Source organism: Actinoplanes sp. NPDC021490 (assembly GCF_055562135.1).
On record NZ_JBVHFW010000020.1, the window covers coordinates 93800 to 118289 of the forward strand.

Sequence of the window (24490 nt, forward strand, 5' to 3'; positions counted from 1 at the left end):
AGCTGGGGCTCAAACCTTACGGCCTGCGGGGAGCCCCGCGAAGACTGTGCGGGTGAACGAAAACTTCCGCTCTCTGCACATCCCGGGTAAGCCTCTGGTGCTGGTCAACGCGTGGGACGCGGCCAGTGCGCGGATCGCCGAACGGGCCGGGTCGCGAGCCGTGGCCACCACCAGCGCGGGCGTCGCATGGAGTCTGGGCGCACCGGACGGGGATGCGCTCAGCCGGGACGACGCCGTCGCCCTGGTCCGCCGGGTCGTCCGGGCGGTGAGCGTGCCGGTCACGGCCGACATCGAATCCGGCGGAACCACCCCGGACGAGGTCGCGGCGACCGTGCGCGCGGTGGTCGAGGCGGGCGCGGCCGGGGTCAACATCGAGGACGGCGCCCGGGGCGTCGAGGAGCAGAGCGCCCGGCTGGCGGCGGCCCGGGCGGCGGCCGGGCCGGAACTGTTCATCAACGCGCGGCTCGACGCCTATCTGCGCGGGGCCGGCGAGATCGACGAGGTCGTGGCCCGGGCCGCGGCGTATCTGGAGGCGGGCGCGGACGGGATCTTCGTGCCGGGCGTGGTCGACCCGGGCACGGTCGGGACGCTCGCGGCCAAGATCCCGGCGCCGCTGAACGTGCTCGTGCGGGCGGACGGGCCGGCCGTGGCCGAGTTCGCCGCCCTGGGCGTGGCGCGGGTCAGCCTCGGATCGGTCGTGGCCGAGGCGGCGTACGCGGTGGCCCGTCGCGCCGCCGAGGAGGCGCTGACCACCGGCACGTACGCCGCCGTCGCCGATGCGCTGGACTACGGCTGGCTGAACGATCTGATGAAGGATTATTCGGCGTAGCGGGTGGGCGGGAACGGGTTGTCCTCGGTCAGGGGCGCGGTCTCGCCCTCCGCCTCCTGCCGTGCGGTGACGCTCTCGATGTCCTGCTCGTCGAGGTCGGTGTCCGGGTCGTAGGGCACCGGGTCGTCGGTGGCCGGCGGCACCTCGGCCCGGTCGTAGTCGGTCACCCCGGCCTCGGCCCGTTCGGCCTCGGTGCGGCGGGCCAGTTCGTCGTCGTCGAGGTGGGCGGGGGCGCCGCCGTGGAATCGGCGGTCGCGATCGCCCTCGGCCGCCTCGGTGTTCACGTTGTCCCTAGTCATGGAGTTCCCCTTCCCATCAACGGTTCCGGGTAATCGCAGCGTGCCACGGATCGCAGCGGTCGTGGATGATCCACAGTGTCCGGTCTGCCATCCTGGGGTAGTCGTGCCGCTCCGCCTATGCACGGCGAAGGGGTTCAGATGGCACTTGCAACAAAGCCGGAGCGATTGGACGTACGCACCCAGGACCGTGACGTCGCCGCCGAGGCGATCAACCGCGTCGCCGCGCACCGGGCCAGCATCTCCTTCAGCGATCCGTCCGCGGTCGACCTGCGGATTCACGAGAGCCGGTACGGCGACATCGACACCGCCCTGATCCGGTTCGGTGGTGTCCGCTACCAGTCCCAGGCCGACCCGATGCCCTTCCTGCTGGCCGGGTTCGTGGCCGAGGGTGGCGCCCGCATCCAGTCCCGGGGCGAGACCATCGCGGTGCGCCGCATGCAGGGTGTGCTCTTCCCGGTCGCGGCGCCGACGTCGGGCGAGTACGGCGATTCCACGTTCGTGTTGCTGCGGCTCCCCTTCGGCCTGGCCGCCGATGTGGCTGCGACCGTCACCGGCCACCCCGCCGACGAGTTGCGCTTCCACGGCATGACGCCGGTCTCGGAGGAGATGCGCCGCCTCTGGGTGCAGACCGCCGACTTCGTGTGGCGCCAGCTGAGCACGCCCGGCTCCGAGCCGCCGATGTTGGTGACCGACCAGCTCGTACGCCTCCTGGCGTCCACGGTGATCGCGGTGTTCCCGAACTCGGCCATGACCTCGTCGCACGTCGGCGACGGCGGTCACGTGGCCCCGGCCGTGCTGCGCCGCGCGACCGCCTTCATCGAGGAGCACCCGGAGAGGCCGATGACCGTGGGCGAGATCGCGGCGGCGGCCGGCGTCGGCATTCGGGGGCTGCAGACCGCGTTCCGCCGGCATCTCGAGGTCACGCCGATCACCTATCTGCGACGCGTACGGCTGGATCGGGTGCACCGGGAACTGCTGGCCGGCCACCCGCACGACGGCGTGACCGTGCAAGAGGTGGCCCGGCGATGGGGTTTCGCCAACCTGGGCCGGTTCGCCGCCGAATACCGCACCGAATACGGGCGCCCGCCGAGCGAGACCCTGCGCGGCTGAAGTTTCGCTCAGAGCGGCAGCACGACCGGCGTGGGGGTCTTCCCGACGCACGTCACGGCCATCCGATATTTCGCCTTGGCCGCGCTGAACAGCACCCGCGCGGTCAACGCCGGACCCGGCTCGATCGGCTGCGCGGTGAAGCCGTCGGCCGGCTCGAAGCCGGTCAGCGATGCCTTGCCCTGCTCGCAGACCGCGAACGCGGCGCCGCCGGGCGACTCCAGCCTGCGGCCCGGCGGGGGCACATACGTCGAGGGTGTCACGTCGATCGAGGCGCTGGGCACGACCGGTGCGCTGGTCACCGTGGGGGAGGCCGCCGCCGAACCGGTGGGGGCCACGGCCGGGGGCGCCGAACCACTGCGGCCGGCGACCGGTCCCGGCCCGGGCACGCCGGTGGTGGCCGGAACGGTTGCGTTGCCGCGCGCGGAGGGCGACGGGGACGCTCCCGCGCTGGTCGCGGTGGGGGCGATCGAGGGCGGCGCGACGACGGTGCGCTGCCGGTCGGCCGCGTCCGGGTCGTCGGCCAGCCAGACCAGCAGCACGACGGCGATGGCGATTGCGAGGGCGGCGGCCCCGGCGGCCAAGGCATGTTTCCGCCGTACGCCGGACCAGCTGCCGGCCGCACTGGGCCGCCGCCTCGACGCGTGCGCCGGACCGTCGGTCATGGTGGCCGGCCAGGCCGAGTTGCGAGCATGTTCGCCGCTCATGGTGCCCCGCGCCGCCGGTCCGTCGTTGTTTCCGCCCCCGGCCGGCGGGGCGGTGTTGCGCACCGTGCCGGCCGGTGTGGCGGCGTAGCGCGGGGGCTCAGTCGGCGGCGGGGCGGGCCGGGGCACGCGGAACGCCGACGGCTGGTTGTCATCGCGTACGGGATCCAGCACCGCGGCGGCCTCGGCCGCGTCGGCCAGCGTGGCCGACACCTGGGCCGCGCTAGGACGGTCGGCCGGATTCTTGCGCAGGCACTCGTGGATCAGGTCGGCCACCGTGGCGGGCACGCCCGGCAGATCCGGCAGCGGCTCGGGCTCCACATAGACGTGGGCCTGCAGCATCTGGGTGGTGCTCTCCACACTCCACGGCGACTCGTGGGCCAGCAGCCGATAGAGCAGCACGCCGAGCGCGTAGACGTCGGACGCCGGCTCGACCGCGTCGCCGGTCAGACGTTCCGGCGCGAGATAGGCCGGGGTGCCGACCAGCACATCCTCCGGGGCGGCGGGACCGGCCACGGCGGCGATGCCGAAATCCACCACCTTGACACCGGACGGCGCGATCATGATGTTGGCCATCTTGATGTCGCGATGGACCAGGCCGTCCTCGTGGGCGACGGCGAGCGCGGCCGCCACCTCGCCGCAGATGCGGAAGATCGTGCGCGGCGGCAGCGGCCCGGACGACATCCGCTGCTGCAGCGTCGGCCCGTTGACCAGCTCCATCACCACGTACGGCAGGTCGTCGGCCTCGCCGTAGTCGTAGACCTGGGCGATGTTCGGATGCGAGAGGGTGGCGGCGGCCCGGGCCTCGTCGCGGATGCGGGCGCGCGACTGCGGATCACCGGCGAACCGGCCCGCGAGCACCTTGACCGCGACCGGGCGGCCGAGCACCTCGTCGCGCGCACGCCACACCACGGCCATGCCGCCATTGCCGAGCTCGCTCAGCAATGTGTAGCGGCCACCGAGTGCCTGCCGAACTTCCACCGTGGCAGTCTGCCAACCCGGAGGCGAATTCGCACATCCGAGTACGGTTCGAATCGCGCTCGCATTCACATTCGGGCATTGTTTGTTCGCGTCACTTTGATCGTCCGCATGGATCCGCTTTGCTCGTCCGCTTGTGCCCGTTTTGCTGGCCCCGTTGTGCCTGCTTGCTCGCCCCGCTCGTGTCCGTTTTGTTAGCTCGTTCGTGTTCTTTGCGCACCCGTGCATTTGATCAAGGAGCGGTATGGCCAACTCGATCCGGCAGCGACTCGCCGACGCGGCGTTCTCGCGCCTCCTGCGTCGGGGCCCGGCGGCGAACGACTACGTGCTGGCGACCGCGCGCACCCCGATGCGCGACGGCGTGGTGCTGGTCGGTGATCACTACGCTCCGGTGACGGCCCGTCCGCGGGGAACCGTGCTGATGCGCACCCCGTACGGGCGAGGGTTTCCGGCTTCGGCTCTGAACGGGCGGCTGTTCGCGGCGCGCGGCTACCACGTGATCATCCAGAGCGTCCGCGGGACGTTCGGGTCGGGCGGCCAATTCGTGCCGATGGCCCAGGAAGCCGACGACGGCCTCGACACCGTGGCCTGGCTGCGCCAACAGCCCTGGTTCGACGGGCGCCTGGCCACCCTGGGCGCGTCCTACCTGGGCTGGGCACAGTGGACGATGATGCAGGACCCGCCGCCCGAATTGCGAACCGCCGTCGTTTATGTCGGTCCGCACGACTTCCGCGAGGCGGTCTTCGGCACGGGCGCTTTCACGGTCGGCGACTTCCTCGGCTGGAGCGACATGATCGCCCGTCAGGAGGACGGCGGCCTGCTGCGCCGCGTGCTCAACGGCGCGTCGGCCGGCCGTCGCCTGCGTCCCGCGCTCGAGGGCGTGCCCCTGGCCGAGGCGGCCGACCCGGTGCTGCGCGGGCGCGCCCCCTGGTACCGCGAGTGGCTGACCCATCCCGACGGCGACGACCCGTGGTGGCTGCCCTACCGGGCCGGAGACGCCCTGAGCCGGGTCGACACCCCCGTCCTGATCATCAGCGGCTGGCAGGACCTGTTCCTCGACCAGTCCCTGCAGCAGTACGAGACCCTGCACGCCCGCGGCGTCGACGTGGGCCTGACGGTCGGCCCGTGGACCCACATGCAACTGGGCCTGCAGGGCGCGATGACGCTGGCCCGGGAAAGCCTGGCCTGGCTCGACCAGCACATGGCCGACGGCCCGGCAAGCCGCCGATCCCCGGTCCGCGTCTACCGAACCGGCGAACGCCGCTGGCACGGCCTGGCCGCCTGGCCGCCGCCCTCGGCTCCGGCGGTCTTCCAGCTGCACGCCAACCGAACGCTGACCCTCTTGGCCGGCCCCGCCCCCGCAACACCTTCCAGCGGCGATCCCCACGTCACACCAGCCACCGCCCAGTCCGCAGGCTCACCCGGCAGCGCCCCGCCGCCCGCCGACGCCGGCTCTTCACTCTCCACCGCGCCGCCGTCCGCCGACGCGGCCTCTTCACCCGCCAGTGCACTCTCTGCCGCGCCGTTGTCCGCCGACGCCGGTGCCTCGCTGGGCAGTGCGTCCTCCATCTCGCCGTCGTCCGCCGACGCCGGCTCTTCGCCCACCCGTGCACTCTCCGCCGCGCCGCTGTCCTCCGACGCCGACGCCGACGCCGCGCTGAGCGGTGCGTCCTCTGCGGCGCCGTTGTCGGCTGGCGCCGGTGCCTCGGTGGGCGGCGAGTCTTCCGCATCGCCGTTGTCAGCCCAGGCCGGCGCCTCGCCGGGCAGCGCGTCCTCCGCTGCGCCGCTGTCAGCTGACGCCTCGCTGAGCAGCGCGCTTTTCACCTCGCCGCTGTCAGGTGACGCCGGTGCATCACGTGGCGGCGAGTCCTCCGCACCTGTTGGCGACGGGGCGGCTTCGGCGGGCACGACGGTGAGTTTCTGGTATGACCCCGCGGATCCGACGCCGACCGTGGGCGGCCGGACGCTCACCGGGTCGATGGGGGTCAAGGACAACCGGGCGCTCGAGGCCCGCGCCGATGTGCTGACCTTTACGACCGATGCGTTGCCGACGGCGGTCGACGTGATCGGAGCGCCGGTGCTGGAGCTGGCCATGGCGGTCGAGCCGGAATTTGCGGACGTCTTCGTGCGGCTCTGTGACGTGGACAAACGTGGGCACTCGCGGAACTTCGCCGACTGCATGCTGCGGCTCGACCCCTCGGTGCCGGCCGGGCAGGTTCAGCGGCTGTCGCTCACGCTCGACCCGTGTTTCCACCGGCTCGCGGCCGGCCACCGGCTGCGCGTGCAGGTGTCCGGCGGGTCGTTCCCGCGTTTCGCCCGCAACCTGGGCACGCCGGACGCTCCCGCCGGGGAACACGCGCTCCGGCGGCAGGAACACATCGTCCACTGTGCCGAATCGCGTCTCGTGCTGCCGGTGGCGGCCACTAATTGATCAAGCCGGGTGTTTCATCCACCATTCGGTGAATTGGCGCGCCTGGCCGAGATTGTCGAGCCGGAGGACCCACAAATTGCTGTACGTGTCCTCCGGATAGATCGTCTTCGCCTCGATGATCGCGAGATCCTCGGTGACGATCAGCGGATGCCACTCGAACGTCGTACTTCCCGGTTCGTCTTTGATCTTCAACCATTGCTCGACGATCGCCTCGCGGCCGAGCCACGGTTTTGCGAACGGTTCGGTGAAATACGCCGCGTCCTCGGCGAACAGATCGGCGATGTGGCGCGGATCGTTGGACTCCCACGCCTTGCGGTAGTTGGCGACCCACGCCGTCACCGCGTCGAGACTGGTCATCGAGCCTCCCCAGGCCGGCCCCGCCCAGCCGTTGGCCGGGGCCCGTGTCGAACCTACAGACCTTCGGAATACGCCAGCTTGCCGAACTCGGTCACTGCCCCGTTCCACAGCAGGTCGCTGACCTGGCTGAGCACGATGAAGATCAGCCCCTCGTGCGGGTCGGTGAACCAGTCCGTGCCGTATCCGCCGGCCCACCCGTAACGTCCCGCTCCGCCCAGCTCGTCGTCCTTGACGGTGACGGCGAGACCGTAACCCCAACCCGAGCCGCCGAGGAAGAACCCGCCGCTCTCGATCAGCTCGGGCGTCAGGTGGTTGGTGGTCATCGCCGCGACCGACTTCTCGGACATCAGCCGAGTGCCGCCGTGGACACCGCCGTGCAGAAGCATGCGCGCGAAGGCCAGATAGTCGTCGGCGGTGGAGAGCAGGCCGGCCGACCCGCTCGGGAAGACCGGCGGCCTGGTCCACGCCTCGGGCGGCTCGCCCGGCGGCCGGGACAGCCGCCCGTCCTCGCCCAGGTAATGCGGGGGCAGCTGCGCTATGCGCTCGGCCGGCAGCCAGAAACCGGTGCTGGTCATGCCGAGCGGAGCGAAGACGCGCTCGTGCAGGAGGTCGCCGAGCGGCCGGCCGGCCGCTCGGGCCAGCAGGACGCCGAGCACCAGGGTGCCCGTGTTGTACATCCATGTCTCGCCCGGCTGGTGGATCAACGGCAGCGAGCCGAACCGGCGGATCCACTCGTCGGGCTCGAGCGTGCTGCGGGGCTCGGGCTCGGCCAGCCGCAGACCGAGGTCGCGCCAGGCTTCGACGATCGGGAAGGGTGGATCGACACTGCCGTCGGGCCCGAGCACGTGGCCGAAGCCGAGTGTGAAGGTGAGCAGGTCTTCGACCGTCACGGGGCGTACGGCGGGAAGAGTCTCGTCGAGAGGAGCGTCGGGCCGGGCCAGAACCCGCTGACCGGCCAGCTCGGGCAGGAAATGGGCCACCGGCTGCTCGAGGTCGAGCACGTCGTCCTCGGCCAGCATCATCGTGACGGCGGCCAGCACCGGCTTGGTCATCGAGGTGATGCGGAAGGGCGTGTCGCGTCGTATCGGCACGTCACCGCCGAACTCGGTGACCCCGATCGTCTCGACCAGCACGTCGTCGTCGCGGGCGACCAGCGCCACGAGGCCGGGGAACTCACCGCGCTCGACGCGCGCGGCCATGGCTTGCCTGAGCTGACTCGACATGGGGATGAGCCTGCCACTACCCCCTGACATTTTCCGTTCCTGTCGGAGGCCATGGTTAAGGTCTGGCCATGAATCAGAACTGGCGGCATCTGCCGGCACCGGCCCGGCCGATCGCGGCCGCGGCCACCACGGCGGTGGCGGCGGCGCGGGCGCACGACGCCGAGGCGCTCGACGCGGCCACGGCCGAGCTGGCCGCCCTCGATCCCGCGCAGACCGGGCTGATCCTCGGCACGGCCGTCCGCCTGCTGCTCGAGCAGACCCACCCCGACGGTCTCGACGGCGATGCCGTGCGCGAGATTCTCCAGAGGTGCGTCCGCTCGTCCGCCGTGTGGCATCCCGGCACCGACCCGCATGTGGTGCTCTATCTGCTGGCGGGCGCCCTGGGCGTGCTCGACGAGGATTCGGCCGACGTCCCCAAGCCCGACGCGCTGGCCCGGCACGCCGCGCTGCTGCTGGCCGACCTGCTCGGTGTTCCGGCGGGCGCTGATCGGCCCGCCGGGCGTACGCCGGAAGCGATTCTCACCGCGGCCCTGTCCGAGATCGAGCACACCCAGTTGAACGACTGAGTCGTTGACTCATCGGCAACTCAAGTGACAGAGGCGGTGGGCCGAGATGGTGACGCGAACGGATCCGGGGCTGCTGCTGCGCCCGATGCTGCATGTGGCCGACCTGGCCGCCTCGATCGCGTTCTACCGGCTGCTCGGCGCCGAGGTGGTCCACGGCGGCGACGACAGCGACTGGGTGCTCATGCAGCTCGGCACGATCCAGATCCGACTGCTGTCACGTCCGCCCGACCGCGAACGCGGCGAAGACACGATCGAGCTCACGTTCGACGCGTCGATGCCGCTGGCCGAGCTCGAGGCGCACCTGCACGGCGCCGGTTTCCCAGCCGTCGGGCTGGCCCACGACCGCCATTACGGCGACCAGCTCCACGTACGTACGCCGGAAGGTCTGCTCCTCAAGATCAGTCGACGGGAGCCGGCCTGACCGGGTGCCGTGCGGCCCAGTCGCAGATCGCGGCGAGCGGTTCCCGCAGCGTGCACCCGAGCTCGGTCAGCCCGTATTCGACATGCTGCGGCGCGGTGTGCTTCATCACCCGGCGCTCGACCAGCCCGTCGGCCTCCATGCCCCGCAGCGTCTCGGTCAGCATCTTCTGCGTGATGCCCGGCACCCGCCGCCGCAGCTCAGCCGGGCGCTGCGGCCCCGCCATCAGCGAATAGATCAGCAGCACCCGCCATTTCGCGGACAGACGCTCCAAGGCCTGCCGGGTGGTGCAGCTTTCCTCGAGCACGTCCGGGACGACCAGATCCATGACAGCCCTCATGGGTACGCGAAAGTGCCTTCTGCCCTCCCGTCGCGTAGCAGCTTAATGTCGCGGCGTGACCGAACGCGTGACTGTCCACAGCGAGGGCCTGGCCCTCTCCGGCGTCCTCCACGAGACTTCCGGCCCGCGGGCCATCGTCCTCACCGGACCCTTCACCGGTGTGAAAGAACAGGTGACAGGCCGGTACGCCGAACTGTTCGCGGCCGAGGGATTCACCACGCTCGCCTTCGACCACCGCGGCTTCGGCGAGAGTGAGGGCCGTCCGCAACACGAGGACAGCCAGGGCAAACTGGCCGACCTGCGCGCCGCGGTGAGCTTCTTGACCAACCGTCCCGGCGTTTCCGGGGTCGCCGTCGTCGGCATCTGCCTGGGCGGCGGTTACGCCATGCGCGCCGCCGCCACCGACCCGCGCATCATCGCGGCGGCCGGCATCGCCGGCGCCTACAACAGCCCCACATGGTTCGCCGAGCAGATGGGCCGCGACGCGTACCGGAAAGCCTTGACCGACATGATCGACCGCTACGACGACTTCCTGCCCGCGGTGGCCGAGACCGGCGAGGCGGCAATGCCCGGCGACGAACCATACGAGTACTACTCGAAACACCCGGAAAACTGGACCAACCGAGTCACCCGCGGTTCCCTGCACAGCCTGATGACCTTGGACGTCCTGGCCATCCGCCCGCTGTTGCCCCCCAGCCTGATCATCCACGGCCGCCGCGACGACTATTGCTCCCCCGACTTGGCCCGGGCCATGAAAGCCGACAAAACCCTCTGGCTGGACAGCACCCGCCACACCGACTTCTACAACAGCGACCCCCACGTGACCGAGGCCGTAGCCGCCACCACCAAGTTCCTGAACAACCTCCATTAACCTCCGCAGCGGCCCAGCCGTCTCGGAGGGCTGCCGAGGACCGGAGCTCTTTGTGCGCTCTCGCCCCTGGAAGGCGACGCTCATTTGGCGGAGGAGGCGGCTCTCTGTGATGAGGGCGATTTCGGGAGCCACGTAAGACGTACCGCGTTCCAGGCCTGATCTGTCGCGTCGTCTTGAAGGGCCGGATCAGCGAACTCGCCGATCGCACTGAGGAGCGAGCCGAAGTCGTCGGGGACCTGGTCAGTGAGGCGTTGCTTGCGAAGCCAAGCGGCCCAGCGCCGCTGAGCGTGGACCGCGTAGTCGCCCAACGCCTCACCTAGCGGAACGAGTCGCGCCTTGCGGTACTCGGCAACCTTCTTGATGGCGGATGTCAGATCATCACCGTCGATGTCGTGGCGCCGAGAGAGGGCATAGATGTCGACGAAGTCGCGCCAGCGGGTGTTCGCAGCACCACGTTGGATCGCGGTGACCAGCTTTCGGCGTGCACCATGGCAAGTGGATATCCGACAACGCGGATATCGCCATCAAGCAGGCGAGGAAGCATCACAGGCTGGGGCGCCGGCCAGATCGTATCGCCGACGTTGACGTCGACGTGGAAGGTCAGGCGTGCTGCCGCCAGTTGAGCGCGTAGTCGGACTCGACCAGCCGAGCGAGGAAGCCCTCCAGCGCGTAGAGCTGATGCAACTCGTCGGTCGGCCGTTTGGTCCGGCGAGCCAGGTTCTGCAGGTCCAGATATGCCCGGCCCGCGACAGTGGCGCGGGTTGGCCGATCGTTCACAGGAGGATCTCCATGGCTTCGCGTAGTGGCCGTTCGGCGTGGGGGAATTGGCGGGCCATCGCGAGAAGGTCCGATGGCGAGGACCCCGGTCGACTCAACCAGCGTCGTAGCGCCCCGTAGACGAGTTCGTTGCCTTCCCGGTGGCGCATGCGTGCGGCATCGATGATGCTCCGGGGCGCGTCGTACAGTCCGATCGTGACGTGCTCGTCGAGCGGCACCACCGTCCGTCCTGTTTCGAACGTGGCGGGATCGAAAAGGTGCCAGGTCACGGGCGCCTGGACCGCGGGGCGGTAGGTGCCGCGCGGAAGCGCCGCATCAATCGTCGAGGGGATCTCGTCGATCAACCCGTGTCGCGCCAGCGCAGTGGTCAGACATAGTGTGGCCAGAGGTGCCCGACGAGCGATCTCCAGGAGATCGACATCGGCGAGGGAGTCCACATCGGTGCGGCGGAACAGGCCCCGGCCGATGGTCTCGATGATCCCGTCATCTCGCAGGCGGTACAACTGGCGATCGGACAGCCCGCCCCGACGCGCTTCCGAGTACGTGAAGGTGGCAGGGAGCCGATGAAGGACGTCTATGCGCGAAATGCGCCCGTCAACCACGGAGGAAAGTCTACACACCTCGTGCTGGTCTGTAGTCATCTTCCTCCGGAAGCACGACGAGGGGTGGATGCTCGGTCGGGCCGAGGCTCAGACGTGGCCAAGCGGGGCCGAAAGAACCACCCGCGAGGGGGCGCGAACCGGTGCGGACCGACCTCGACGCACTGAGTGAGCGGTCAGATGGGGCTCCGGGGTGTCCCCGGCGCGGGGTCTGGGGCTCGGGCCCCAGGCCAGAAAGCACAATGGCGCCGGTTCGCGCGTTCCGCGGACACTCGACGCCTGCCTAATTGTGCCCCCGGCAGGATTCGAACCTGCGCTTTCGCCTCCGGAGGGCGACGCTCTATCCCCTGAGCTACGGGGGCTCAGCGAGGAAAGAGTAGCAGGCTGTCCCGCGCTCGGGCCAACCGGTATCCCCGGGCGGGTGGCGTCCCCCGGCCGGGCCCGCGCGGACCGCCTCGGTGCAATAGTTGCACGTCAATCCGTCTTTACTTCAGGTGTTATGCTCCCCGGGCAGCTCAATGGCGGCATTCTCACGGGGGAGATATTGTCATGGCGCGTGCGGCACCGCATGGCTTCGGCCGGTATGAAGCAGTGGAATTCTCGAATTGCGGGGACATCTTTATGTCTCGCACCCGCTGCTTTTCCAGTGGCGTGGTGGATCCGGTTCTGAAGGGGCGGGAAGGCGTCTCTTATCGTCTGTTCCTGCTCATCGGCGGGCGGATGGATCTGGTGCAGGGTGGTGGCACGCTCTCGCTGGCGCCGACCGACATGGCGCTTTGTGACGCCTCGCGGCCGATGGTCTGTGAGGTGCCGCCGGCGGGCGAAGCCGCTGGCCGGGGCGTTCTGGCGGATTGGCTCACGGTGCGGTTCCCGCGTGTGCTGGTCGGTGGGGGGATGGGTCCTGTGACGCCGGGGGTGACCCGGCTGTCGGGGCGTTCCGGGTCGGGGCAGGTTCTGCACCAGTCGTTGCATGCGCTCTTCAGTGAGTTGCCCCGGATCGGGGACGCCGAGCGGGTGCGTCTTTCCGGGGTGCTGGTCGATCTGTTCTCTATCGTTGTGAACGAGCACATCGGGGAACCGGATCGTGAATTGCAGCGCATTCAGCGTTTTGCCGAGGACAATCTGGCCGATCCGGATTTGACTCCGGCTTTTCTGGCGAAGGCCCACCATATGTCGGTGCGGCAGTTGCACAAGCTGTTTTCGGGGCAGGGAATCACGGTTTCGGCGTGGATTCGGGGGCGCCGGCTGCAGGGGTGGCGCCATGACCTGGCCGACCCGCGCAACCGGGATCGGCCGGTTCAGGCGATCGCCCGGGATTGGGGCCTGGCCAACCCGGCGCATGCGGGCCGATTGTTCCGCGCGACGTACGGCATCACGCCGGCGGCCTACCGCCGGACGGCGTTGCCGGAGTAGCGGAGCGCAAGGGCGAGCGGCGCCGGACGCTGGAGTGGCGGCCGCACAGAGCGCAAGAGCGGGCGAAGGCGTGCACGGACCGTCAATGGCCGTGCCCGCTTTCGCTACATCGACGCGTGCACATGGATCTACGTTGAACGAGCCGTTGACGCCACGGGGGCGACAGGGCGGCAACTCGGTGAGGCGTGCGCCAAACCGATGGTCCTCGTGGCCATACGAAAGGATCACGCATGAAGAAAGTCCTGAGCTACGTCGCTGCGGCCGCGATCGCGGCCACCGGCCTCACGGTGGCCACCGGTTCGCCGGCATTCGCCGCCGGAGGATGCAGCTCGTCCTCCCACCCGACCGTTTCTGTGTGCGTCAACCACGGCGCGGACGGCAACTCGACTCGGGGCGACTTCTACATGTACCGGTACGACTCGAGCATCTACACCTACAAGGAGATGTTCGTGGTGAACGGCGTCGAGCGCGCACCGCTGAAGTCGGGCCGCATCACGACGACCGGCCGGTTCTGCTGCAGCTACACCAACCTGCAGACCCTTCCCGTCTCGACCAAGACGGTGAAGAACCGGGTCAAGATCTACACGTCAAGCGGGGCGCTCCACATGACCGTGGACAGCCCGCAGATCAGCGTCCGCAACTAAGAAGCTGAAAAGCCCGGGCCACCTTGAGGTGGTCCGGGCTTTCGCTTGTTACCGAGACTTCAGCTGGCCTGCGCCTTTTTGAGCAGGTTGTCGATCAGGCCCAGCTCGGTCTGCTGCGAGGCGACCATGCTCTGGGCGATCCAGTCGATGTCCTTGTTGTCGGACAGCTTGACCGCTTCCTGGGCCATGTGGATGCCGCCCAGGTGATGCTGGCGCATCAGGGTCAGGAACTGGATGTTGAGTTCTTTGCCGCTGGCGGCGCGCAGCTCGGTCAGCTGTGCGGGGGTGGCCATGCCGGGCATGAGGCCGTTGACAATCGAGCCGGCCGAGTTCGGCATCCAGGCCATGGGTGGCTGGCTGCCGGTCGGGCTCAGGCCCCAGTCGCGCAGCCAGGCCTGCATGTAGCCGATCTGGCCGTGCTGGGTGAGCGCGATGTCGTTGGCCACGTAGACGATCTCGGGGTCGTCGGACTTCTGGTGGGCGATCATCGACATCTCGACGGCCTGGCCGTGGTGGGTCGACATGTCGCGCAGGAAGCCGGCCTCGACCGAGTCGTCACCGGGCTTGGTGAAGTGGGGGATCGACAGGCCGATCCCGATGCCGAGCGCGATGCCCAGCACGAGCGTCAGCACGAGCCACAGCGGGCCGCGGGAGCGCCGGGCCGGTTCCTCCCCGTCGAGCGGCGCGGCGGCGTCGGCCGCCGCGCCGTGCGTCGAGACAGTCATTACTTGTTCATCACGGCGCCGTTGCCGGCGGCCTGGACCGGGCCGGTCGTCGTGTTGCCGCCGGAGCACGAGATGCCGGGCTCGAGGGCGGAGACGAGGCGGGTGTCCTTGATGAATTCGTCAATCTTGGAGTCGTTGACGTCGTCGGTCTTGAGCTGGAAGCCCCAGACCTGCACGGACACGTTCTTGTCGAGGCCCGGGTACGGCGACATCAACGTGTAGTCCTGGCCTTCGACCTTCTTCTTCAGAACCTCGACCTGGTCGGCCGGGAGGCCCTGCTTGTAGGTGATCCAGACGGCGCCGTGCTCGAGGCTGTGGACCGCGTGCTCGTTGGCGATCGGCTCGGTGTAGACGTCGCCGTTGCAGTTCTGCGGGGTCGCGTTGTGCGCCCCGCCGACCGGCGGGCTGGTCACGTACTTCTGCGGGCCGTCCTTGTGCGAGGTGTCGTTGATCGCCGCGTTGTCCTGCTTGCGGTAGTTGACCACGCCGGCGATCTCGGAGGCCTTGTCCTGCCAGTCGCGTGAGCCCTGCACGGCCGCGTAGACGCCGTAGCCGATGATGCCGACGGCGAGCAGGACGACCACGCCGGCCACGGCGATCGGGCCCCAGTTGCGGCTGCCCGCGACCTTGACCGGGGTGACCGGCTTGCGGCCCTTGCCGCCGCCCTTGCCGGCCGGGCCTTTGGCGCCGGGCTTCTTCCCGGCGGGAGCGGTGGAAGCGCCGGACGGCGGCTTGCCCTGGCCGGAGGTCTTGGTGACCTTGACTGAGGACGGGACCCGTTCGGGACCCGGCGTGCTCATGCTCATCGTGCCTCGTCGATTCCTTGAAAGAGGGAGGGCGGGGCTCGGGTGGCCACCGAGCGACGAAGTCTACCCCCGATAGCATGGCTGGGTGACTCCCGCCAAGCTTGCTGCCACCGTTCTCTCAGCTGCTCGTAGCGTGTTCGAGACCCGCGGGCTCGACACGTCGGCTCTGCCCGAGGCCACCACGGTCGAGCGACCCCGCAACCCCGAGCACGGTGACTACGCCTCCACGCTAGCCCTGCAGCTGGGCAAAAAGGCCGGAGTGGCGCCGCGGGAGCTGGCCGCCGCCCTGGCCGGGGAGCTGAGCCGCCAGCCCGGCGTCAAGTCGGTGGAGATCGCCGGGCCCGGCTTCCTCAACATCCGGCTCGACGCGGCCGCCGCCGGTGTCCTGGCGCGTGACATCGTGCTGGCCGGCGCCGAATACGGGCACACCGACACTCTGACCGGCGAGCGGATCAACCTCGAGTTCGTCTCGGCCAACCCGACCGGGCCGGTGCACATCGGCGGCGTGCGGTGGGCCGCGGTCGGCGACGCCCTTTCCCGGCTGCTGCGCGCGGCGGGGGCGACGGTCGGCACGGAGTACTACTTCAACGACGCCGGGTCCCAGATCGACCGGTTCGCGAAGTCGCTGTACGCGAGCGCGAAGGGCGAGCCCGCCCCCGAGGACGGCTACGGCGGGGAGTACATCGCCGAGATCGCCGCCGCCGTGGTGGCCGAGGCGCCCGACGTGCTGCGGCTGGGGGAGCCGGAGGCACTCGAGACGTTCCGGCGGATCGGCGTCGAGCTGATGTTCGCCGAGATCAAGCAGTCGCTCACCGAGTTCGGCGTGCACTTCGACACGTATTTCAACGAGAAGGACCTGCACGACCGGGGCGAGCTGCAGGAGGCCCTCGACCGGCTGCGCGAGCAGGGGCACGTGTTCGAGGCCGACGGCGCGACCTGGCTGCGGACGACCGAGTTCGGCGACGACAAGGACCGGGTGCTGCGCAAGTCGGACGGCGACTGGACGTACTTCGCGGCCGACTGCGCCTACTACCTCGACAAGCGCAAGCGCGGCTTCGAGCGCGTCGTGATCATGCTGGGCGCCGACCACCACGGCTACATCGGCCGGATGAAGGCGATGTCCGCGTGCTTCGGCGACGACCCGTCGCGCAACCTCGAGATCCTGATCGGCCAGCTGGTCAACCTGGTGCGTGACGGCGAGCCCGTACGCATGAGCAAGCGGGCCGGCACGGTGGTGACCTTGGAGGACTTCGTCGAGGCGCTCGGTGTCGACGCCTCGCGGTACGCGCTGGCCCGCTACTCGTCGGACTCGCCGATCAACCTCGACATCGCCGTCTGGACCAGGGCCACCAACGACAACCCGGTCTACTACGTGCAATACGTCGCCGCCCGTACGTTCAACGTGGCGTTGCAGGCGTCCGAGATCGGCCTGACCCGGGGCGACGCGGCCGGCTTCCACCCCGAGCTGCTCAGCCACGAGAAGGAGAACGAGCTTCTCAAGGCGCTGGGCGAATACCCGGCCGTGGTGGCCCGCTCGGCCGAGCTGCGCGAGCCGCACCACGTCGCGCGCTATCTCGAAGAGGTCGCCGGCGCCTACCACCGTTTCTATGACAAATGCCGCGTGAAGCCGCAGGGCGACGAACCCATCACCGATGTCAACGTCGCGCGGCTGTGGCTCAACGACGCCACCCGTACGGTGATTGCCAACGGGTTGGGCCTGCTCGGCGTCTCGGCGCCCGAAAGGATGTAGGGATGCGAGCTCATGAGGCCGGGGCGCTGCACGGCGACCTCGGACAGCGGGGCCCGGCCTGGTTGCGTACGCCCGAGAACGTGAACGCCCTCGTGCCGGAGCTCTGGCCGCGGACCGTGCGCCGGGCCGAGGCCGGGCATCTCGAGATCGGTGGCGTGAGCGTCATCGACCTGGCGGCCGAGCACGGCACCCCGGCCTATCTGCTGGACGAGGACGATCTGCGCTCCCGCTGCCGTGATTTCGCCGCGGCGTTCTCCGACTGCGACGTCTTCTATGCCGGCAAGTCGTTCCTGTGCAAGGCCGTCGTCCGGATCATCGACGAGGAGGGTCTGCACCTCGACGTGTGTTCGGGTGGCGAACTGGCGGTCGCGCTCGCGGCCGGCTTCCCGGCCGAGCGGCTGGGCTTCCACGGCAACAACAAGTCCGTCTCGGAACTGCGGCGGGCGCTCGAAGCCGGAGTGGGCCGGATCATCGTCGACTCGTTCGACGAGATCGACCGGCTCACCGCGCTGGCCCGGGAAATGAACAAAGCGCCGGATGTCCTGGTTCGCGTCACGGTGGGTGTCGAAGCACACACTCACGAGTTCATCGCGACCGCTCACGAGGACCAGAAGTTCGGGTTCTCGCTGGCCGGCGGCGCGGCGTTCGCCGCCGCCGTCAAGATCCTCGACGAGGGCGTACTCAATCTGAAGGGTCTGCACTCGCACATCGGGTCGCAGATCTTCGACACCAACGGCTTCGAGGTGGCGGCCCGCCGCGTGATCGAGCTGCAGGCGCAGATCCGCGACGCGCGCGGCGTCGAGCTCGAGGACCTCGACCTGGGCGGCGGTTTCGGCATCGCCTACACCACCCAGGACGACCCCAGCAGCCCGGGCGACCTGGCCAAACGACTCCACAAGATCGTCGAGTCGGAGTGCGAGCAGGCGCAGCTGCGCAAGCCGCGTCTCTCGATCGAGCCGGGCCGGGCCATCGTCGGGCCCGCGGTCCTCACGCTGTACGAGGTCGGCACGGTCAAGGACGTCGACGGCATCCGGACGTACGTGAGTGTCGACGGCGGCATGAGCGACAACATCCGTACGGCGCTCTACGACGCGTCCTACTCGGCGACTTTGGCCGGGCGGGCCAGCCCGGCCGAGCCGTTGCTGGCCCGCGTGGTGGGAAAGCATTGTGAATCCGGGGACATCGTCGTGAAGGATGAATTCCTGCCCGCCGACGTGCAGCCCGGAGATCTTCTTGCCGTGCCCGGCACCGGCGCCTATTGCCGGAGCATGGCCAGCAACTACAACCACGTCCCTCGGCCGCCCGTGGTGGCCGTGCGCGATGGCGCCTCGCGCGTCGTCGTGCGGCGGGAGACCGAGGACGACCTGCTCGCATTGGATGTGGGATGAGCCAGCCTGAAAAGAGCGTCCGCCTGGCCCTGCTGGGCTGTGGCACGGTCGGGTCGGAAGTCGTACGCCTGCTGAACGCCCAGGCCGAGGACCTGACCGCCCGGATCGGCGCCCCTCTCGAGATCGTCGGGATCGCGGTGCGCCGGCTCGGCCGCGAGCGCGGTGAGCTGCCCGTCGACCCCGAGCTGTTCACCACCGACGCGCTCGGCCTGGTCAAGCGCGAGGACGTGGACGTGGTGGTCGAGGTGGTGGGCGGCATCGAGCCGGCCCGCACCTGGCTGGTCGAGGCGCTGCGGGCCGGCAAGAGCGTGATCACGGCCAACAAGGCGCTGCTGGCCGAGGACGGCGCGGTGCTGCACGACGCGGCGGCCGAGGGCGGCGCCGACCTCTACTACGAGGCGTCCGTGGCCGGCGCGATCCCGCTGCTGCGCCCGCTGCGCGAGTCGCTGCACGGCGACCGGGTCACCCGGGTCACCGGCATCGTGAACGGCACGACGAACTTCATCCTCTCGTCGATGGACTCCTCCGGGGCCGGGTTCAACGAGGCGCTCGACGAGGCCACCGAGCTGGGGTACGCCGAGGCCGACCCGACGGCCGACGTCGAGGGCTTCGACGCCGCGGCCAAGGCGGCCATCCTCGCCTCGCTCGCCTTCCACTCGCGGGTCACTGCGGCCGATGTCTTCCGCGAGGGGATGACCGGCGTGACCGCGGGCGACATGGCCAGCGCCAAGGAGATGGGCTGCACGATCAAGCTGCTCTGCATCGCCGAGCGCGGCCCCGACTCGTCCGGGCAGGAATCGGTGAGCGTCCGGGTGCACCCGGCGATGATCCCGCGCAGCCACCCGCTGGCCGGGGTGGGCGACGCCTTCAACGCGGTGTTCGTCGAGGCCGAGGCGGCCGGTCAGCTCATGTTCTACGGCCGTGGGGCGGGTGGCACGCCGACCGCAAGCGCGGTGCTGGGCGACATCGTGGCGGCGGCCCGCAACCGGCTTTCCGGCACCCGCGCGCCGAGCGAGAGCAATTACGCCCATCTGCCCGTACGCCCGATCGGCGAGGCCGTGACGAGGTATCACATCAGCCTCGACGTGGCCGAACGGCCGGGCGTGCTGGCCAGTGTGGCCGGTGTCTTCGCCCAGCACGAGGTGTCGATCGCGACCGTACGCCAGTCCGGCCGCGAGGAGGACGCCAAGCTGGTCATCGTGACCCACGGCGCGCCCGACGCCAACCTGGCCGCGACCGTGGAGGATCTGTCGCGGCTGGACATCGTGCGGTCGATCGCCAGCGTCCTGCGGGTCGAGGGTGGTGCCTGAACCGCCCACCCTGTCCCAGGAAGTGAACTTTCTGTCCCAAGATTCGGCAACCTGCGCCACTCTTGGGCGTCGAGGCCAACCGTGAGGAGCACAGTCATGTATCGGGGACTCATCGAGGCATATCGGGACCGGCTTCCGGTCACCGACAAGACCCCGGTGATCACGCTGCACGAGGGCAACACGCCGCTCGTGCCCGCGCCGGTGCTCTCCGCCCGTACGGGGGCCGACGTCTACCTCAAGGTCGAGGGGGCCAACCCGACCGGCTCGTTCAAGGACCGCGGCATGACCATGGCCGTGTCCAAGGCCGTGGAGGAGGGCGCCAAGGCGATCATCTGCGCGTCCACCGGCAACACCAGTGCCTCCGCCGCGGCGTACGCGGCCCGGGCCGGGGTGACGTGCGCGGTGCTCGTGCCGCAGGGCAAGATCGCGCTGGGCAAGCTGGCCCAGGCCCTCGTCCACGGCGCGAAGCTGCTGCAGGTCAACGGCAACTTCGACGATTGCCTGGCGCTGGCCTCGAAGCTGTCCCAGGATTTTCCGGTCTCGCTGGTCAACTCGGTGAACATCTTCCGGCTGCACGGCCAGAAGACGGCCTCCTTCGAGATCGTCGAGGCCCTGGGGGACGCCCCCGACATCCACTGCCTGCCGGTCGGCAACGCCGGCAACATCTCGGCGTACTGGATGGGCTATCAGGAGGACAAGGAGGCGGGCAACAGCACCCGCCTGCCGCACATGTTCGGTTTCCAGGCCTCGGGCGCCGCGCCGCTCGTCTCCGGCCAGGTCGTGGACGAGCCTTCGACGATCGCCACCGCCATCCGCATCGGCAACCCGGCCAGCTGGACCAAGGCGCTCGACGCCCGCGACGCCTCGGGCGGCCTGATCTCCGCCGTCACCGACCGGGAGATCCTGTCGGCCTATCGGCTGCTCGCCCGTGAGGTCGGCGTGTTCGTCGAGCTCGGCAGCGCGGCCAGCGTCGCCGGCCTGCTGCAGCAGGCGGCCGCGGGCAAGATCCCGACCGGGTCGACCGTCGTCTGCACGGTCACCGGGCACGGCCTCAAGGACCCGGAGTGGGCCATCTCGACCGCCCCGTCGCCGACGACCATCCAGAACGACGTGCTGACCGCCGCGCGGGAGCTGGGCCTAGCCTGATTCGGCGGCCTTGACGATCAACGCGGTGGCCTGAGCCACCAGATCGAGCTCCTCGGCTGAGAGACGGCTGAGGAGCGTACGCATCTTCTCCTCACCGGCATTGAAGATGCTCCCGATGAGATCGCGGCCCGTGCGTGTCAGCGCGATCCGGCGGACCCGCCGGTCGTGCACGTCCTCCGTGCGTGCCACCAGATCCTGCACCACGAGCCGATCGATCATGCCGGTCAGCGCGGCCGCGCCGACTCCGAGCATGCCGGCCAGTTCGCTGCCCGAGACAGAGCCGTGGCGGGCGAGCAGCATGAGGATTTTAAGCTGCGACAGGGTCAGATGCGACGAGAACAGCGGGTCGGCCCGGTCCTCGGCGATCAGGTCCTGCAGGCGCTGCTGCGCGCCCATAATGTCCGCGATGAGTTGTTGTCTATCGGCCACCGCGGCGGACCCTCCTCTGTGACGCGCTGATGGCCGGGCTGCGTCCATCTCATGACGGACCGTACCAGCGCACCCCGGCAGAAAACCATTTGTTCGTGTCGGGCAAACTATTTATGCTGGACGAACTATTACCGGGGGAGCGCACATGTCATTCCTGACCCGGCTGAGCCTGGCCAACAGAGGGCTCGTCGCCCTGATCGCCATCATCATCACCGGCTACGGCCTCTTCGCCATCCCATCGCTGAAACAGCAGCTGTTCCCGTCGATCGAGTTCCCCGCGGCCTTCGTCACGGCGACGTTGCCGGGCGCCGGTCCCGAGATCATTCAGGACCAGATCACGGAACCGCTCGAGGACGCGGCGAAGGGCCTCGACGGCATCGACAGCGTCACGTCGAGCACCCGCGAGGGCATCGCGACCGTGACCGTCGCCTTCGTCTTCGGCACCGACATCGACAGCGCGGTCAACCAGCTGACGACCGCGGTCAACCGGGTGCAGCCGAGCCTGCCCGACAACGTCACTCCGACGATCTTCGCGGGCGGCACGGACGACATCCCGGCGATCGTGCTGGCCGCCTCGGGCGGCGGTGACGAGAGCGAACTGCTCGAGAAGCTCAACGACACCGTCGTCCCGGAACTCAACGCGATCGAGGGCGTCCGGGACACGCAGATCACCGGCGCCCGCGCGGCGCAGGTCGTGATCACGCCCGACTTCGCCAAGCTCACCGCGGCCGGGGTCACCCCTCAGTCGATCACCACGGTGCTCCAGCAGAACGGCATCTCGGTGCCCGCCGGCGCGGTGGCCGAGGGCAGCCGTTCGCTGACCGTGCAGGTCGGCACGCCGCTCACCTCGATCGACCAGCTCAAGCAGGTCTACCTCACCGGTTCCCGCGGCCCGGTTCAGCTCGGCTCGGTCGCCACGGTCGAGAGCAAACTGCCCGCGGCCACCTCGTACACCCGCACCGACGGCCAGGACAGCCTGGGCATCGCCGTCACCGCGCGGCCCGACGGCAACCCGGTCGACATCTCGCACGCGGTCCGCGACAAGCTGGCCGACCTGCAGACCGCCTCCGGGGCCACGCTGACCGTCGTCGTCGACCAGGCGCCGTTCGTCGAGCGCTCGATCGAGAGCCTCACCACCGAGGGTCTGCTCGGCCTGGTGATGGCCGTGATCGTCATCCTGGTCTTCCTGCTGTCGGTGCGCTCGACGCTGGTCACGGCCGTGTCGATCCCGCTGTCGGTGCTGATCGCCCTGATCGCGCTGTGGATCGGCGACTTCACCCTCAACCTGCTCACCCTGGGCGCGCTGACCATCGCGGTCGGGCGGGTGGTCGACGACTCGATTGTCGTCCTCGAAAACATCAAGAGACATCTCGAGTACGGGGAACCGAAGGTCCACGCGATCATCTCGGCCGTCCGTGAGGTCTCCGGCGCGGTGACCGCGTCCACCCTGACCACGGTGGCCGTGTTCGCCCCGATCGCCCTGGTCGGCGGGTTCGTCGGGCAGATCTTCTCGTCGTTCGCCATCACTGTGACCGTGGCCCTGCTGGCCTCGCTGTTCGTGGCCCTGACCGTGGTGCCCGTGCTGGCGTACTGGTTCCTCAAGCCGCCGCCGGCCGGGGCCGACTCCGAGGCCGTCCGTCAGGCCGCCGAGGAGAAGGAGCGGCGCAGCCCGCTGCAGCGCGGTTATCTGCCGGTGATCAACTTCGCCACCAAGCGGCGCTGGACGACGCTGGCGATCGGCCTCGCCGTGCTGATCGGCACGCTGGGCCTGTCCACCCGGCTCGAGACGAACTTCCTCGACCAGTCGGGCCAAGACTCGCTCTCGATCTCGCAGGAGATGCCGGTCGGCACCAACCTGGCCGCCACCAACGCCGCGGCCAAGCAGGTCGAGCAGGTGCTGGCCGACACCGAGGGCGTCAAGACCTACCAGGTGTCGCTGGGCAGCGGCGGCGACTTCAACCCGTTCGTCGGCGGTGGCGGCGCGAGCACGGCCAGCTTCAACGTCGGGCTCGAGGAGGACGCCGACGCGGTCAAGCTGACCGACGAGCTGCGCGACAAGTTCGCCGGCATGAACGGCGTCGGCGAGGTCAGCATCGGTGGCGACAGCTCCGGTCTCGGTGGCGGCAACGAGCTCTCCGTCCAGGTGAAGGCGGCCGACCTCGACGTGCTCACCCAGGCCAGTGAGCAGGTTCAGCAGGCGATGTCGGCCACCGGCGGCGTCATCGAGGTGAAGAGCTCGCTCGCGGCCAGCGTGCCGCGGCTGCAGGTGTCGGTGAAGCGCGAGGTGGCGGCCCAGTACGGCCTGACCGAGGCGGGCATCGCGCAGAGCGTCGCCGGCGCGTTCCGGTCGGCGCCCGCGGGTCAGATGTCGGTCGACGGCTCCGGCCAGGACGTCGTGATCTCGTTCGGCTCGGCGCCCGCCGACCCGGCCGCACTGCGCCGCATGCCGATCACCTCGGCCCGCGGCATCGTGCCGCTCGGCACGCTGGCCGAGGTCAAGGAGGTCAGCGGCCCCGAAGAGGTGACCCGCGTCGACGGCGACCGCACGGTCACCGTCACCGGCACGGCCACCGGTTCCGACCTCGGCGCGTCCACCCGTGAGCTGCAGAAGAAGCTGGACGACCTGACCCTGCCGGCCGGCGCCTCGGCGTCCATCGGCGGCGCCAGCGCCGACCAGGCCGAAGCGTTCCAGCAGCTGGGGCTGGCCGTGCTGGCGGCGATCGCGATCGTCTTCATCATCATGGTGGCGACGTTCCGCAGCCTGATCCAGCCGGTGATCCTGCTGGTCTCGATCCCGTTCGCGGCCACCGGCGCCATCGCCCTGCTGCTGATCACCGGCACCCCGCTCGGCGTGCCCGCGCTGATCGGTGTGCTGATGCTGGTCGGCATCGTGGTGACCAACGCCATCGTGCTGATGGATCTGATCAACCACTACCGAGCGGCCGGCATGGGCGTGCAGGAGGCGGTGATCGAGGGTGGCCGGCACCGTCTGCGGCCGATCCTGATGACCGCCATCGCGACCATCTTCGCGCTGATCCCGATGGCGCTCGGCCTCACCGGTGAGGGCGGCTTCATCTCGCAGCCACTGGCCATTGTGGTCATCGGCGGTCTGATCAGCTCGACGCTGCTGACCCTGGTGCTGGTGCCGACGCTCTACACCATGGTCGAGAACCGCAACGAGAAGCGGCGGCTCAAGCGGCTGGCCAAGCGGGGTCAGGTCAGCCCGCCCGAGGAGCCGGTGGCGCCGGACGCCGACGGGCCGGTCGAGGCCGACGAGCCGAAGCCCCAGCCGAGCGGCGCGCTGCGCGGTTACACCGACCAGTTCGAGGTGCTGAAGATGCCGAAGCGCCCCGACCCGTCCACGGAGTAGAGACCCCGGG

Annotated in this window: 24 protein-coding genes and 1 tRNA gene; 13 read left to right on the forward strand and 12 right to left on the reverse strand. The window is 69.6% G+C overall.

All coding sequences use genetic code 11. The features are described 5' to 3' along the window. The first annotated feature begins 52 nt into the window (after positions 1 to 52). Positions 53 to 829: an isocitrate lyase/PEP mutase family protein gene (locus ACZ3I4_RS39115; RefSeq protein WP_465387167.1), complete on the forward strand. Its 777-nt coding sequence runs from the start codon at positions 53 to 55 to the stop codon at positions 827 to 829. On the opposite strand, the gene ACZ3I4_RS39120 is transcribed toward ACZ3I4_RS39115, so the two are convergent. Continuing rightward, positions 817 to 1128 (reverse strand): hypothetical protein, encoded by a 312-nt coding sequence (locus ACZ3I4_RS39120; RefSeq protein WP_465387168.1) that lies wholly within the window; start codon positions 1126 to 1128, stop codon positions 817 to 819. The two genes, ACZ3I4_RS39115 and ACZ3I4_RS39120, sit on opposite strands and share 13 nt — an antisense overlap. A 138-nt stretch (positions 1129 to 1266) precedes the next feature. On the opposite strand from ACZ3I4_RS39120, the gene ACZ3I4_RS39125 reads away from it, so the two are divergent. After that, positions 1267 to 2238: a helix-turn-helix domain-containing protein gene (locus tag ACZ3I4_RS39125; RefSeq protein ID WP_465387169.1), complete on the forward strand. Its 972-nt coding sequence runs from the start codon at positions 1267 to 1269 to the stop codon at positions 2236 to 2238. A gap of 8 nt (positions 2239 to 2246) precedes the next feature. Here ACZ3I4_RS39125 and ACZ3I4_RS39130 read toward each other — a convergent pair whose 3' ends face one another. After that, positions 2247 to 3920, reverse strand: a complete 1674-nt coding sequence (locus ACZ3I4_RS39130; RefSeq protein ID WP_465387170.1) for a serine/threonine-protein kinase — start codon at positions 3918 to 3920, stop codon at positions 2247 to 2249. 241 nt (positions 3921 to 4161) lie between these two features. Between ACZ3I4_RS39130 and ACZ3I4_RS39135 the strand changes: the two genes are divergently transcribed. Next, complete coding sequence (locus ACZ3I4_RS39135) at positions 4162 to 6348, forward strand: CocE/NonD family hydrolase (RefSeq protein WP_465387171.1); 2187 nt, start codon at positions 4162 to 4164, stop codon at positions 6346 to 6348. On the opposite strand, the gene ACZ3I4_RS39140 is transcribed toward ACZ3I4_RS39135, so the two are convergent. Together ACZ3I4_RS39140 and ACZ3I4_RS39145 are read right to left on the reverse strand one after the other, a co-directional pair. Then, positions 6349 to 6705, reverse strand: coding sequence for a YybH family protein (locus ACZ3I4_RS39140; protein ID WP_465387172.1), 357 nt, complete (start codon positions 6703 to 6705; stop codon positions 6349 to 6351). 53 nt (positions 6706 to 6758) lie between these two features. Continuing rightward, the gene (locus ACZ3I4_RS39145) at positions 6759 to 7928 is read right to left on the reverse strand and encodes a serine hydrolase domain-containing protein (RefSeq protein ID WP_465387173.1); all 1170 of its coding nucleotides are present in this window, start codon (positions 7926 to 7928) and stop codon (positions 6759 to 6761) included. A gap of 68 nt (positions 7929 to 7996) precedes the next feature. On the opposite strand from ACZ3I4_RS39145, the gene ACZ3I4_RS39150 reads away from it, so the two are divergent. Further along, positions 7997 to 8494 carry a hypothetical protein gene (locus ACZ3I4_RS39150; protein ID WP_465387174.1) on the forward strand — a complete coding sequence of 166 codons (498 nt, stop codon included), beginning with the start codon at positions 7997 to 7999 and terminating at the stop codon, positions 8492 to 8494. A 46-nt stretch (positions 8495 to 8540) separates the two neighbouring features. Then, positions 8541 to 8915, forward strand: coding sequence for a VOC family protein (locus tag ACZ3I4_RS39155; RefSeq protein WP_465387175.1), 375 nt, complete (start codon positions 8541 to 8543; stop codon positions 8913 to 8915). On the opposite strand, the gene ACZ3I4_RS39160 is transcribed toward ACZ3I4_RS39155, so the two are convergent. Next, on the reverse strand, positions 8893 to 9240 hold the full coding sequence (locus ACZ3I4_RS39160) for a winged helix-turn-helix transcriptional regulator (protein WP_465387176.1): 348 nt from the start codon (positions 9238 to 9240) through the stop codon (positions 8893 to 8895). The two genes, ACZ3I4_RS39155 and ACZ3I4_RS39160, sit on opposite strands and share 23 nt — an antisense overlap. 67 nt (positions 9241 to 9307) lie before the next feature. On the opposite strand from ACZ3I4_RS39160, the gene ACZ3I4_RS39165 reads away from it, so the two are divergent. Then, positions 9308 to 10123 carry an alpha/beta hydrolase gene (locus tag ACZ3I4_RS39165; protein WP_465387177.1) on the forward strand — a complete coding sequence of 272 codons (816 nt, stop codon included), beginning with the start codon at positions 9308 to 9310 and terminating at the stop codon, positions 10121 to 10123. 80 nt (positions 10124 to 10203) lie between these two features. Here the strand turns inward: ACZ3I4_RS39165 and ACZ3I4_RS39170 are convergent, their stop codons facing one another. From ACZ3I4_RS39170 to ACZ3I4_RS39185, 4 genes are all read right to left on the reverse strand, one after another. After that, positions 10204 to 10626: a nucleotidyl transferase AbiEii/AbiGii toxin family protein gene (locus ACZ3I4_RS39170; RefSeq protein ID WP_465387292.1), complete on the reverse strand. Its 423-nt coding sequence runs from the start codon at positions 10624 to 10626 to the stop codon at positions 10204 to 10206. Between the two features lie 97 nt (positions 10627 to 10723). Beyond that, positions 10724 to 10900, reverse strand: a complete 177-nt coding sequence (locus ACZ3I4_RS39175) for a hypothetical protein (RefSeq protein ID WP_465387178.1) — start codon at positions 10898 to 10900, stop codon at positions 10724 to 10726. Further along, positions 10897 to 11502 (reverse strand): type IV toxin-antitoxin system AbiEi family antitoxin domain-containing protein, encoded by a 606-nt coding sequence (locus ACZ3I4_RS39180; RefSeq protein ID WP_465387179.1) that lies wholly within the window; start codon positions 11500 to 11502, stop codon positions 10897 to 10899. Before ACZ3I4_RS39180 ends, ACZ3I4_RS39175 begins: the two co-directional genes overlap by 4 nt. A 287-nt stretch (positions 11503 to 11789) precedes the next feature. After that, positions 11790 to 11861 (reverse strand) — tRNA-Arg (locus ACZ3I4_RS39185). Positions 11862 to 12048: 187 nt separating this feature from the next. Here ACZ3I4_RS39185 and ACZ3I4_RS39190 point away from each other — a divergent pair. Together ACZ3I4_RS39190 and ACZ3I4_RS39195 are read left to right on the forward strand one after the other, a co-directional pair. After that, positions 12049 to 12912: a helix-turn-helix domain-containing protein gene (locus tag ACZ3I4_RS39190; RefSeq protein WP_465387180.1), complete on the forward strand. Its 864-nt coding sequence runs from the start codon at positions 12049 to 12051 to the stop codon at positions 12910 to 12912. A gap of 230 nt (positions 12913 to 13142) precedes the next feature. Beyond that, complete coding sequence (locus ACZ3I4_RS39195) at positions 13143 to 13556, forward strand: hypothetical protein (RefSeq protein ID WP_465387181.1); 414 nt, start codon at positions 13143 to 13145, stop codon at positions 13554 to 13556. A 59-nt stretch (positions 13557 to 13615) separates the two neighbouring features. Here ACZ3I4_RS39195 and ACZ3I4_RS39200 read toward each other — a convergent pair whose 3' ends face one another. Together ACZ3I4_RS39200 and ACZ3I4_RS39205 are read right to left on the reverse strand one after the other, a co-directional pair. Further along, a complete protein-coding gene (locus ACZ3I4_RS39200; RefSeq protein WP_465387182.1) occupies positions 13616 to 14281 on the reverse strand; it encodes a DUF305 domain-containing protein in 666 nt (221 codons plus the stop codon). Continuing rightward, the gene (locus ACZ3I4_RS39205; RefSeq protein WP_465387183.1) at positions 14281 to 15087 is read right to left on the reverse strand and encodes a DUF3105 domain-containing protein; all 807 of its coding nucleotides are present in this window, start codon (positions 15085 to 15087) and stop codon (positions 14281 to 14283) included. Before ACZ3I4_RS39205 ends, ACZ3I4_RS39200 begins: the two co-directional genes overlap by 1 nt. 85 nt (positions 15088 to 15172) lie before the next feature. Between ACZ3I4_RS39205 and argS the strand changes: the two genes are divergently transcribed. The 4 genes from argS to thrC all read left to right on the forward strand — a co-directional run bounded on the left by argS (position 15173) and on the right by thrC (position 20681). Continuing rightward, complete coding sequence (gene argS, locus ACZ3I4_RS39210; RefSeq protein WP_465387184.1) at positions 15173 to 16837, forward strand: arginine--tRNA ligase; 1665 nt, start codon at positions 15173 to 15175, stop codon at positions 16835 to 16837. A 2-nt stretch (positions 16838 to 16839) separates the two neighbouring features. Then, on the forward strand, positions 16840 to 18225 hold the full coding sequence (gene lysA, locus ACZ3I4_RS39215; protein WP_465387185.1) for a diaminopimelate decarboxylase: 1386 nt from the start codon (positions 16840 to 16842) through the stop codon (positions 18223 to 18225). Beyond that, a complete protein-coding gene (locus tag ACZ3I4_RS39220; RefSeq protein WP_465387186.1) occupies positions 18222 to 19535 on the forward strand; it encodes a homoserine dehydrogenase in 1314 nt (437 codons plus the stop codon). Before lysA ends, ACZ3I4_RS39220 begins: the two co-directional genes overlap by 4 nt. A gap of 96 nt (positions 19536 to 19631) precedes the next feature. Then, positions 19632 to 20681, forward strand: coding sequence for a threonine synthase (gene thrC / locus ACZ3I4_RS39225; protein ID WP_465387187.1), 1050 nt, complete (start codon positions 19632 to 19634; stop codon positions 20679 to 20681). Here the strand turns inward: thrC and ACZ3I4_RS39230 are convergent. Beyond that, on the reverse strand, positions 20673 to 21110 hold the full coding sequence (locus ACZ3I4_RS39230) for a MarR family winged helix-turn-helix transcriptional regulator (protein WP_465387188.1): 438 nt from the start codon (positions 21108 to 21110) through the stop codon (positions 20673 to 20675). The genes thrC and ACZ3I4_RS39230 overlap by 9 nt on opposite strands. A gap of 145 nt (positions 21111 to 21255) precedes the next feature. Here ACZ3I4_RS39230 and ACZ3I4_RS39235 point away from each other — a divergent pair, with 145 nt between their 5' ends. Beyond that, positions 21256 to 24480 (forward strand): efflux RND transporter permease subunit, encoded by a 3225-nt coding sequence (locus tag ACZ3I4_RS39235; RefSeq protein WP_465387189.1) that lies wholly within the window; start codon positions 21256 to 21258, stop codon positions 24478 to 24480. The last annotated feature ends 10 nt before the right edge of the window (positions 24481 to 24490 follow it).